13 protein-coding genes are annotated in these 11,802 nt (G+C 38.9%); 12 read left to right on the top strand and 1 reads right to left on the bottom strand.

The window, feature by feature from the left end; genetic code table 11:
* Positions 1 to 73: 73 nt before the first annotated feature.
* Positions 74 to 940, bottom strand: coding sequence for an NAD kinase (locus B091_RS0102120; protein ID WP_018108359.1), 867 nt, complete (start codon positions 938 to 940; stop codon positions 74 to 76).
* 106 nt (positions 941 to 1,046) lie between these two features.
* Between B091_RS0102120 and B091_RS0102115 the strand changes: the two genes are divergently transcribed.
* From B091_RS0102115 to B091_RS0102060, 12 genes are all read left to right on the top strand, one after another.
* Complete coding sequence (locus B091_RS0102115) at positions 1,047 to 1,763, top strand: pyridoxine 5'-phosphate synthase (protein WP_018108358.1); 717 nt, start codon at positions 1,047 to 1,049, stop codon at positions 1,761 to 1,763.
* A gap of 2 nt (positions 1,764 to 1,765) precedes the next feature.
* Positions 1,766 to 2,479, top strand: coding sequence for a MotA/TolQ/ExbB proton channel family protein (locus B091_RS0102110; protein WP_025069384.1), 714 nt, complete (start codon positions 1,766 to 1,768; stop codon positions 2,477 to 2,479).
* Positions 2,480 to 2,516: 37 nt separating this feature from the next.
* Complete coding sequence (locus tag B091_RS0102105) at positions 2,517 to 2,930, top strand: ExbD/TolR family protein (RefSeq protein ID WP_018108356.1); 414 nt, start codon at positions 2,517 to 2,519, stop codon at positions 2,928 to 2,930.
* 3 nt (positions 2,931 to 2,933) lie between these two features.
* Positions 2,934 to 3,842 (top strand): TonB family protein, encoded by a 909-nt coding sequence (locus B091_RS0102100; RefSeq protein ID WP_018108355.1) that lies wholly within the window; start codon positions 2,934 to 2,936, stop codon positions 3,840 to 3,842.
* 2 nt (positions 3,843 to 3,844) lie between these two features.
* Positions 3,845 to 4,399: a DJ-1 family glyoxalase III gene (locus tag B091_RS0102095; protein ID WP_018108354.1), complete on the top strand. Its 555-nt coding sequence runs from the start codon at positions 3,845 to 3,847 to the stop codon at positions 4,397 to 4,399.
* On the top strand, positions 4,393 to 5,064 hold the full coding sequence (locus B091_RS0102090) for a 2-C-methyl-D-erythritol 4-phosphate cytidylyltransferase (protein WP_018108353.1): 672 nt from the start codon (positions 4,393 to 4,395) through the stop codon (positions 5,062 to 5,064). The genes B091_RS0102095 and B091_RS0102090 overlap by 7 nt, the downstream gene beginning before the upstream one ends.
* Positions 5,065 to 7,161: an ATP-dependent DNA helicase RecG gene (recG, locus tag B091_RS0102085; protein ID WP_018108352.1), complete on the top strand. Its 2,097-nt coding sequence runs from the start codon at positions 5,065 to 5,067 to the stop codon at positions 7,159 to 7,161. It abuts the gene before it with no gap.
* A gap of 514 nt (positions 7,162 to 7,675) precedes the next feature.
* Positions 7,676 to 8,539: a M23 family metallopeptidase gene (locus B091_RS0102080; protein WP_026166287.1), complete on the top strand. Its 864-nt coding sequence runs from the start codon at positions 7,676 to 7,678 to the stop codon at positions 8,537 to 8,539.
* Positions 8,540 to 8,643: 104 nt separating this feature from the next.
* On the top strand, positions 8,644 to 9,186 hold the full coding sequence (locus B091_RS0102075; protein ID WP_018108350.1) for a DUF1599 domain-containing protein: 543 nt from the start codon (positions 8,644 to 8,646) through the stop codon (positions 9,184 to 9,186).
* On the top strand, positions 9,176 to 10,447 hold the full coding sequence (locus tag B091_RS0102070) for a BT_3928 family protein (RefSeq protein WP_018108349.1): 1,272 nt from the start codon (positions 9,176 to 9,178) through the stop codon (positions 10,445 to 10,447). Before B091_RS0102075 ends, B091_RS0102070 begins: the two co-directional genes overlap by 11 nt.
* A 34-nt stretch (positions 10,448 to 10,481) precedes the next feature.
* Positions 10,482 to 11,243 (top strand): triose-phosphate isomerase, encoded by a 762-nt coding sequence (tpiA, locus tag B091_RS0102065; RefSeq protein ID WP_018108348.1) that lies wholly within the window; start codon positions 10,482 to 10,484, stop codon positions 11,241 to 11,243.
* A gap of 88 nt (positions 11,244 to 11,331) precedes the next feature.
* Positions 11,332 to 11,802: an SPOR domain-containing protein gene (locus B091_RS0102060; protein ID WP_018108347.1), complete on the top strand. Its 471-nt coding sequence runs from the start codon at positions 11,332 to 11,334 to the stop codon at positions 11,800 to 11,802.

Here is an 11,802-nt window from a genome sequence, read left to right as displayed (position 1 = left end):
AGAATTATAATTCTTGGTTTAAGTTTAAGGCAGATATCTCTAGCGTAAGTTAGTGATGTCTGCCTTAGTTTTTTTATCTTTTATCAGCACCCCACATGAGTTTTTCACGGAGCGTGTCGTAGAAGTGGTGGTTTTGACGTTTGACGATTATAGTAGAGTGTTCAGCCCTAGAGATACAAACCTCAGTTTCTTCGTTGCATTTATAACTCCTCCCATCAACCGAAATCAAGAAGTTGTGACTTCTGCTTTCGATCTTCAAATGAATCGTTACGGCATCAGGAATAATAAACGGGCGAACATTAAGACTGTGTGGTGCAATGGGGTTTATGACTAAGGTCTTTGATGTTGGCTCAATGATGGGGCCTCCAACACTTAATGAGTAGGCTGTAGAGCCTGTAGGTGTTGCTACAATTAATCCATCCGACTGATAAGTTGCCAAATAGGAGTGGTCTATATGTGTGTGAATAGTGATCATTGAAGCATGATCTCTCTTTAAGATGGCTATTTCGTTTAGGGCGTAGGGATATTCTATATTCGGAATATTGCTCTTAAGTTTTAACAAGCTTCGCTTTTCGAGTACATAATTGCCCAGTAGTATATCAGTGAAAGTCTCTTCGATATGGTTATACGATACGTCGGCCAAAAAACCCAAACGGCCCGTATTGATTCCTATGATAGGAATGTTCTTATTCCCAACAAGTCGGGCAGCTTTTAAGAAAGTTCCGTCGCCTCCCATACTCACAACCATATCGGCAGTAAAATCCTGTTCATCAAAAAGAATGGGTTTAAATTCTAGCTTCCCTATATAAGGTAAAATAAAGTTATAAAAGCTACGATTTATCTTGACCGTTGCTCCTCTTTGATAAAGAAACTGAAGCAGTCTTTGTGTATGAACAGCCTTTTCGGCTTGGTAGTTATTTCCTATGATTGCGAATTCCATATAAAAACAATGTTGAATACTCTTGCAAAAGTGCTCTTTTTTTTCCTAATTCTACGGGGTTGTCACTTATATTTGTAAATTTGCGTAAAGAACAAGGATTAATAATATGACTAAATTAAGTGTTAATATAAACAAAGTTGCCACGCTACGAAATTCTAGAGGTGGTATTGTGCCCAACGTTGTTCAAGTTGCTATCGACTGTGAACGCTTTGGTGCTGACGGCATAACTATTCATCCACGCCCTGATGAGCGTCACATTACGCGTCAAGACGTTTACGACTTGAGACCTATTATCAAAACAGAATTTAATATTGAAGGTTTCCCTTCTCGTGAATTTGTGGATATGGTCATTAGTGTTAAACCTCATCAGGTTACTTTGGTTCCCGATACTATTGAGCAACTGACCTCAAATGCAGGATGGGATACTAAAAAACACTGCGACTTTTTGAGTGAGATTTTAGATGAGTTCAAAGCTGTTGGTATTCGTACTTCGATCTTTGTATCCACAGAGAAAGAGGCTATCGAATATGCTGCCAAAGCTGGGGCCGATAGAGTTGAACTTTATACAGAACCTTATGCACTGAAATATGTTAAGAACCCAGAGCGAGCTGTTCAACCTTTTGTTGATGCGGCAAAGCTTACACGTAGCTTAGGCATGGGGCTTAACGCTGGTCATGACTTAGACTTAAACAATTTAAATTATCTTTATAACAACATTCCGTGGTTGGATGAAGTCTCTATTGGACATGCATTGATTAGCAATGCCTTATATCTGGGACTAGAGAAAACCATTCAGGAGTACAAAAAATGTTTATCCGAATGATGATGAATACTTTATTAGCTGTAGCCCAAGTGGCTGTGAACCCTGTAGATACATTGATGTCTGGTGCTGCCATGGGACAAGTTGTAGAACCCGAGTCTATGAATCTTTTCGCTATGGCCGCTAAGGGTGGTTGGATAATGATTGTTTTGGCAATCTTGTCATTAATCTGTTTCTATATATTCTTTGAGCGTATTTACGTTATTCGTAATGCCCGTAAAGGTGATCCCCAATTTATCGAGAAAGTTAAGGCTGCTATTCTTCAAGGAGACATTCCTGCTGCATTAAACTATTGTGAGGTTGAGAATTCGCCAACTTCTCGTATGATTCAAAAAGGTATAACCCGCTTGGGTAGACCGGTCAACGATGTTCAAGCTGCCATTGAGAATGTAGGTAACATGGAGGTTGCTAAACTTGAGAAAGGCTTAAACTTCATGGCTACTATTGCTGGAGGTGCACCAATGATTGGTTTCTTAGGTACAGTAACTGGTATGGTTAAGGCTTTCTACGAAATGGCCAACGCTGGTAATAATGTTGATATAACATTGCTCTCTGGTGGTATTTACGAAGCTATGATTACCACTATCGGTGGTCTTGTAGTAGGTATTATTGCTATGTTTGCTTATAACTACTTAGTTAGCTTAATTGATGGTATTGTAAATAATATGGAGGCCAAAACAATGGCTTTCATGGACTTGCTTAATGAACCTGCGAAGTAGGTTTGCGGCTAAGTTATAATAGAAACTAGAGAAGATAATGTTAAAAAGAAGAACAAAAATATCTCCGACCTTCAGTATGGCTTCGATGACTGACGTCATTTTTCTATTGTTGATTTTCTTTATGATTACATCAACCGTAGTGTCGCCCAATGCGATTAAGGTTTTGCTGCCTCAAGGTAAGCAACAAACCTCTGCCAAACCGTTGACTCGTGTGATTATCGATAAAGATCTTAATTTTTATGCAGCCTTTGGTAACGAAAAAGAGGTTGCGTTGGATATTATAGATCTACCTGTCTTTTTACAAGAGAGTGCGTTGAAGGAACCAGAAATGTATATTGCTCTTTATGCCGATGAAACTGTGCCTTACCGAGAAATTGTTAAGGTGCTTAATATCGCAAATGAGAATAAGTTCAAGATGGTTTTGGCAACTCGCCCTCCAGAAGGAAGATAAAGAATGAAGACAAGAGATAAAGGTAAATTAATAGGAGCTATTGGGGCTTTGCTTGTGCATGCCTTGCTAATAGGTTTTCTGGTTTGGATGACGATTTTGATTCCCGAACCAGAAGAAGAAAGTGGTGTGCCTATCCTTATGGGAGAGGTTGACTATGCTATTGGTGGCGAGAAGGTGGCACATTATGTTGACGTTGAGGTAATGCCAGCAGAACCTAAGATTGAGCCGGCTCCCCAATTACCCACTGAAGCCCAGGAAGAGATTATAACACAGGTCGAAGAGGAGACTGTGGTTATCGAACCCAAGAAAGAGACCAAGAAGAAGCCAAAAGTAGAGCCGAAAGTTGAGGCTAAGAAACCCAAAGAAAAATCACCAGAAGAAAAAGCTCTTGATGCCAAGAAAAAAGAGCAAGAGCGTATAGAGCGTCAACGTAAAGAAGCTGAAGAGGCCAAAAAACGTGAGGTTGAACGCAAAGAGCGTGAGAGAAAAGAGGCTGAAGCCGCTGCACGTTTGCGTGTGGCAGGAGCTTTTGGTAAAGGTGCCCAAATGGATGGTGAAGACTTATCGACTCAAAAGGTCAAGGATGCTTTCGATGGTATGCCGACTACAGGGGTTTCTGTTAGTGGACAATCGGGTTATGGTACCTTCGATTTGCGTGGTCGTTCGGTAGCCGGTGACGGTAAATTACCTCTTCCTGCTTACAATATGGCCGAAGAGGTTAAAGTTGTGGTGAATATAACGGTGAATCCTGCAGGTAAGGTGATATCCGTCACTCCAAATCCTCAAACAAATACTGCTAATACTGTACTAAGAAAAGCCGCTGAAGAGGCTGCTCGTAAGGCTCAATTTAATAGAATAAATAGAGTTGATAATCAGATGGGTACTATAACCTATTATTTTAATTTGAAATAACTATGAAGAAAACTACTTATTTGTTCTTAGCTGATGGATTCGAAGAGTCTGAAGCTTTGACAACTGTTGATGTACTTAGACGTGCCAATCTCAATGTGCAAACTGTCAGTGTTACGGGCGATTTAATCGTTCGTGGTGCTCACCAAATTATGGTCATTGCAGATGCCCTTTTTGAGGATTGTAAATTTGAGCAAGTTCAAGCTTTAGTTCTACCTGGTGGTATGCCTGGAGCAGAGACTCTAGGAAAACATCAGGGCTTAGTCGATTTGCTAAAACAACATAATAACACTACTACTGTACTTGCAGCAATTTGTGCCGCTCCAATGGTATTGGGTCAAAACGGACTTCTTGAAGGCAAACAAGCTGTAGCTTATCCTGGTTTTGAGTCGTACCTTAAGGGTGCAACGATTAAAAATGAATTGGTAGTTGTTGACGGGAATATCCTGACGGGCAAAGGTCCTGCTGCCTCTTTGCCTTTTGCGTTGGCTCTTGCCCAGAAGCTTGCTGGTAAGGAAGTTGCTGATGAGATTAAACTCGGAATGTGTGTAGAATGCTAGACAAAAAGAAGTCTATAATAATAGTTGCTGGGGGCAAGGGTACTCGTATGGGTGTTTCCTTGCCCAAGCAGTTTTTAGTGCTAGGTGATAAACCAATTTTAATGCATACCCTTAGCTTGTTTCATGCCTATGACCCGCATTTGCAGATTGTTTTGGTTTTGCCCGAATCAGAGCATAAGTATTGGAATACGCTTTGCTCGGAATATAAATTTGATGTGCCTTTTACACTAGCCTGTGGCGGAGAGTCGCGTTTTCACTCTGTCAGCAACGGATTGGCTAAAGTCTCTGCTGATATTGCGTGGGTTGGAGTTCATGATGGGGTTCGACCCTTTGTAAGTCAAGAAGTCATTGCATCTTGCTTCGATTTAGTGCGTAGATACCAGGCTGTAATTCCGACGATCGATGTTTTTGAAACATTAAGACATTTTGATGGTGATGTCTCGCATACGGTAGATCGGAGTCAATACCGACTGGTTCAAACTCCACAGGTATTTAGTGCAGACGTACTAAAAAAAGCTTATAGGCAAGCTTATAATGCTTGTTTTACCGACGATGCTTCAGTTGTTGAGGCTTTAGGCATTTCAGTTAAGTGTATAGCTGGTAACAGAGAAAATATAAAAGTAACAACCCCTTTTGATCTTAAAATAGGAGAGGCCTTATTGTAAATGTTAGACTTATCAACACGTGATATAAAATTCCTTTCAGGCGTAGGTCCTGCTCGGGCAAAAACGTTAAATCAGGAATTGAAGATTTATTCTCTTCAAGATCTGATTTATTATTTTCCCTACAAATATGTTGACCGAAGTCGAATTTACTCGATAGCTGAGCTATCGGGAAGTATGCCTTTTGTGCAGCTCAAGGGACAAATTATTAACATCAGTAGCATAGGAGAGGGACGTAAGAAACGGTTGGTTGCTCGGTTCACTGATGGGACTGGTTTTATTGACCTGATCTGGTTTCGTGGCGTAAAGTATGTTCAAGACAGCCTTAAAGTCAGACACGACTATATCATCTTTGGTAAGCCTACGGTTTTCAATGGTCAAGTCAACATGGCTCATCCTGATATGGAGGATGCCACCGAGGTTCAGCTCTCTACTTTAGGCTTAAAACCCTACTATAACACCACAGAGAAGATGAAGCGGACATCAATGAACTCCCAGTCCATTGAACGTCTGATGAAAGCAGCGGTCGATCTCCTGCAATACCCCATTCCTGAAACCTTGCCAGATTATATTATTGCTAAATATAAGTTGATGCCTCTTCAACAGGCTCTTCGTTGCATCCATTTTCCGACCAATGCCATAGAGCTTCGAAATGCTCAATACCGTCTTAAGTTTGAAGAGCTGTTTTATATCCAACTCAATATCTTGACCTATAGTAAGGAGAGACAACTTAAATATAGAGGTTTCTTATTTTCTAAAGTAGGCAATCACTTCAATGACTTTTTTCACAATCACCTACCTTTCGAACTTACTGGTGCTCAAAAGCGAGTTCTCAAAGAGATTCGCAAAGATATGGGCTCAGGTATTCAGATGAATCGCTTGCTTCAGGGCGATGTAGGGAGTGGTAAAACTTTGGTAGCACTAATGAGTATGTTTATTGCTCTAGATAATAACTATCAGGCATGCATGATGGCTCCTACCGAAATTTTGGCTACCCAGCATTACGAAACAATCATGGAGTTTCTAGAGGGCATGGATATCCGTGTTGAGTTATTGACAGGTTCCACTAAGAAGAAAGATAGAGAGCGCATTTTGTCGGGGCTAGCTTCAGGGGAGGTTCAGATTATCTTAGGAACACATGCGCTACTCGAGAATACGGTGGTTTTTAAATTGCTTGGGTTGGCTGTAATAGATGAACAACATCGTTTTGGTGTGGCTCAACGTGCTCGACTTTGGGTGAAGAATGAAAGTATGCCTCATATTTTGGTGATGACGGCTACACCAATTCCGAGAACCTTGGCCATGACACTTTATGGCGACCTAGAGGTTTCAGTAATTGATGAATTACCCCCTGGTCGAAAACCCATTCAAACCATTCACCTTTTTGATAATCGTAAAAAGTCACTCTATAAGATGATTAACGATCAGCTTACCCTGGGTAGGCAAATCTATTTTGTGTTTCCTCTTATCGAAGAGAGTGAAAAGATAGACTTGAAGAACCTCGAACAGGGTTATGCGTGGATTAAAGAAGATTTCCCTGGTTATGAGGTCGTGAAGATTCACGGCAAAATGAAACCTGCTGAAAAAGATGCGCAGATGAACCTATTTGCTTCGGGGCAAGCTCATATTATGGTGGCCACGACCGTTATTGAGGTTGGTGTTAACGTACCCAATGCTTCAGTTATGGTAATCGAAAATGCCGAGAGGTTTGGTTTATCGCAACTTCATCAGCTTAGAGGTCGTGTTGGGCGTGGTGCGGATCAATCTTATTGTATCCTGGTTACAAGCTATAAGCTCTCAGAGGTAACTCGTAAGCGAATCGAAATTATGGTTGATACTAACGATGGTTTTGAAATTGCCGAAGCTGATTTGAAGCTCCGTGGGCCAGGTGATTTGGAAGGTACTCAACAAAGTGGCGTAGCTTTTGACCTCAAAATTGCCGATATTGGAAAGGATGGGCAGCTTCTTCAGTATGTTCGTGGTATTGCCTCAGAGATAATTGAAGCCGACCCTCATCGAAACAGTCCTGTTAATCAGGTACTTTGGCTTGAGCTTCAAAAGCAGCGTAAAAATCAGAACGATTGGTCTGCCATAAGTTAAAAATGTCGATATTATGTTTTTTTAGAGCTATATTTATAGCAATTATTTGCTGGTATACCCCTTTTTATATTATCTTTGGAAATGATGTAAAAACTTTTTAATAGGTATATTCACTTATTAAGCAGGTTAAAGACGACTAGTTTTAGGTTCACTTAATCGTGAGTCATTAGAATGTCTTAATGAATTATCATGCTTGAATATACTTCAATCTTTAAAGTTGCATCTTTGCCATTAGATGATTGTTAATTCATCTTTATTGTAGTTGTATTGTAATGGAATTATGTGTTTTGACCCTTTGAATTCATTTAATTCCCAAAACTTAGCTCTCGTTATGCGGTTAATTTATAATATGCAAGGCGAAAAAAATCTCACTGTTTAATTGAGTGAGGTAAATAAATTAGAAATAGTAATTAAATCTTAATTAGATTTTAAGTATATTAATACTTGATCGTGTGGATAGTAGCTTATAAACTACTGATATTAAAACCATAATTGAGTATCAAAAAATAGACCAATGAATTGTAGTCAGATTAAAACTCTATTAGCTGTAGTCTTTATTACCTGTATGGGTATGAGTTCAGCCAATGCACAAGACTTAATAGCCCGTCAGCCGCCCATTGATAAAAAGCTAAAAACAATTGATTCACTGATTTTGCAAAAGCAAATTGATGTTGAAAGAGAAGAGTTCCCTGCTTTGAGTTTATACCCAACATGGACAAACACATCTGTTCATGCTTACCGTGGAGTCCCAGTTCCTGATACCTATGAGGTAGATTTAACTGGCTTTTATATGCCAACAGAAAGCAGAAAGGTGACTTCTAAGTACGGCTATCGCTGGAGAAGAATGCACAACGGTCTTGACCTAAAGGTTTATGTGGGAGATACTATTCGTTCGGCTTTTGATGGTAAAATCAGAATGGTAAAATATGAGCGATCAGGTTATGGTAGATATGTGGTGATACGTCACTATAATGGTCTTGAAACTGTTTATGGTCACTTATCAAAACAACTTGTAAAAGAGGGTGATGTGGTTAAAGCAGGTGATGTAATTGGTCTGGGTGGTAATACTGGTCGATCAACTGGTTCTCACTTGCATTTTGAAACTCGATTCTTAGGTATTGCAATTAACCCTGCACTGATGTTTGATTTCGAAAATCAAGATATTGTAACTGACACATTTGTATTTAAACGTAAAGCTAGTCGTGCTGCTACAAGTACTGCATCTGCTGGAGCAGGTTCATACTACCGCGTAAGAAAAGGTGATACGCTTTCTGGTATTGCTGCATCTAAACGCGTTTCAATTAAATCTTTATGCCAACTTAATAGCATTAAGACAACCTCGATTTTACGTCCTGGTCAACAATTAAGACTATATTAAAATTATATATATAATCTCTTTAATAAGGGTACCTTAGTATTATCTAGGGTACCCTTTATTTTTCGTCTATAATTGATTATATTTGTAGGGTATAAAAAATGAGAATGGAAGAGACATTAAAACAATTTGAATATGTAGTAGGTCAATGTAGAGATCTATTCAAAAGCAAGCTTCACGATTATGGGGCAGCATGGCGCATTTTAAGGCCGTCATCTGTGACCGATCAGATTTTTATTAAAGTCAATCGCATCCGTAGCATCGAAACCAAAGGTGTTAATCTTGTTGGTGAGGGTGCTAAGTCGGAGTTTATCGGAATTGTCAATTATGGTGTTATGGGCTTAATTCAACTAGAACTAGGTTATGCTGATACCGATGACTTAACCGAAGCTGATGCATTGAAACTCTACGATAAGCATGTGAATACTGTTTTAGAATTGCTTAAAATAAAGAATCACGATTACGATGAAGCTTGGCGTAACATGAGAATCTCTTCTTATACTGACCTTATTCTGATGAAAATTCATCGTACCAAACAGATTGAAGCACTTGAGGGTGAAACTTTGGTTTCAGAAGGTATTGATGCTAATTACATGGATATGATTAATTATGCTATCTTTGGGTTAATTAAACTAGAGTATGGAGAATAAGCATATACAATTATTTAAAAGTATATGGACTAATTTATGTCGCTTTGTTTTAGCGGCAGTTTTTGTGTTTTCTGGTTTTGCTAAGATTATAGACCCTTGGGGTTCTTTTTATAAACTACAAGACTATGCACTGGCTTTTGGGGCACTCTGGGTTCCTGATTTCTTGCTTCTCCTCCTAGGAGTCTTATTGGCAGCTATTGAGTTAATAACAGGCTTGTTGCTTTTCGTTGGAGTTCGTCGGACTATTTCGACATTTACGGCTTTGGTACTGATGTCTATAATGACTCCCTTAACACTCGTACTGGCCTTAACAAATCCCATATCGGATTGTGGATGTTTTGGCGATGCATTAATACTCACCAATTGGGAGACTTTTATTAAGAATATTATATTGTTGGGTCTGTCTATATCTTTGTATAGACGTCGCCGAGGTATTTTATCATTATTTACGAATCATACACATTGGATTGTGTCATTGTATACAGCTGTATTTGTTGCTGGGCTCTTTATCTATAGTTATAGATACCTTCCCATAATTGATTTTAGACCGTTCAAAATTGGTACTCATATGCTCTCGGCTATGGAGATGCCAGATGGGGCTGAAGAAGCTGTGTTTGAAACTTATGTTCTAATGGAAAAAGATGGTCAAGAGAAGTTATTTGATTTGAATAATTACCCAGATAGTACTTGGACTTATTTAGATACTCAAACTAAGTTGATATCCAAAGGTTATGTGCCACCCATTCAAAACTTCCATATGCTCGATTTAGAATCTAGTGAAGATATTGCACAAGATTTTTTGGCAAATTCAGGATATTCATTCTTAATGATTGCTGGAGATTTGACCCAAGCAGATGATGGTGAGATAGACTTGCTTAATGAAATTTACGATTATAGTGTAGATCATAAATATCCTTTTGTTTGCCTTACGGCCTCTCAAGAAAAAGATATAGAATCTTGGAGTGATCGAACTGGAGCGGAGTATCCATTTTATTTCACTGATGAGATTACGCTCAAAACTATGGTTCGCGCTAACCCTGGTTTGATTTTACTAAAAGATGGGGTGATCATTCAGAAGTGGAGTTATCATAACTTACCTACTGAGTATGATCTATCAGATTCTTTAGATCGTTTACCTTTAGGGCAAATCACTGATCATAGTGACTTTAAAAAGATTCTTTACGTAATATTTTGGTATTTTGCACCGATGTTTATGCTCTTCGGGCTAGACTTGCTTTATAGACGTAGAAAAACGAAATAACTCTTTTATAAATTAACTTTTAATACAAATAATAATGAGAAAAAAAATTGTTGCAGGAAACTGGAAAATGAACAATACTCTACAAGAGGGTATCACTTTAGCAAAAGATTTAAATGCTATTCTAGCAAATGAAACACCGAACTGTGATGTTGTCATTTGTACTCCTTTTATTCACTTAGCTTCTGTTGCATCTTTAGTAGATTCTGCTAAGATTGGTGTGGGAGCTCAAGACTGTGCTGATAAGGCTTCTGGTGCTTATACTGGTGAAACCTCAGCAGCTATGGTTGCTTCAACTGGTGCTAAATATGTTATATTGGGTCACTCTGAGCGTCGTTCTTACTATGGTGAAACTTCAGAAACTCTTAAAGATAAAGTAAAACTAGCTCTAGAAAACAAACTTACCCCAATCTTCTGTATTGGTGAAGTATTGGAAGAGCGTGAAGCTAACAAACAAAACGAAGTGGTTAAAGCTCAAATTTCTGAAGCTTTATTCGACCTTTCGCCAGAAGACTTTTCAAAATTAGTTCTTGCTTATGAGCCAGTTTGGGCTATTGGTACTGGTAAAACAGCATCAAGTGAGCAAGCTCAAGAAATTCACAAATATATCCGTTCAGTAGTTGCAGACAAGTTCGGTAAAGAAGTTGCTGATAACTGCTCTATCCTTTACGGTGGTAGCTGTAAGGCTTCTAATGCTAAAGAACTATTTGCTAATCCAGACGTTGATGGTGGATTAATTGGTGGTGCTTCATTGAAAGCTGAAGACTTTAAAGGCGTTATTGATGGCTTTAAAGCATAATTAAATATCCATTTAAGGCCCTAATCTAATTATTAATTCTTTAGATTAGGGCCTTATTTTATTTGTTGTAGTAACGGAATTGTGTGTAATGAGAAATAATATATTACTGTTGGCTAGCTTCTTGCTCTATTCTACATTTGCAGTAGGACAGAACAAGAAAGATATTGTCCACGACTTGACCACTAATAAGCCAGGGCAAGGAAAAGTACGAGTTTTCCAAGATCCACGGATTGAGGCGCTGCTTAATAGCTCTACAGCTGAAATAGTGCAAACGGGGGACAAGAGTGTGATTCGCTCTAGTGGTTATCGGATTCAAGTCTATGCTGGTAATAATACCCGAGAAGCTAGAAGCCATGCTATGGAGATTGGGCAAAAGGTGTCTGAGTTTTTCCCAGACCTATCAGTTTATACTTCATTTATATCTCCTCGCTGGATTTGTAGAGTAGGTGACTTTAGGAGTATTGAAGAGGCAGATGCTGTACTTCGAGAACTGCGCTCGACTAATAAATTTAGAGAAGTTTCGATTGTCCGTGAATTAATTCAAATACCATTAGATTAA

This window comes from Bacteroides propionicifaciens DSM 19291 = JCM 14649, assembly GCF_000375405.1.
In the GTDB taxonomy this organism is placed as follows: Bacteria; Bacteroidota; Bacteroidia; order Bacteroidales; family Bacteroidaceae; genus Bacteroides_E; species Bacteroides_E propionicifaciens.
This window is presented reverse-complemented; position numbering and strand designations above follow the sequence as displayed.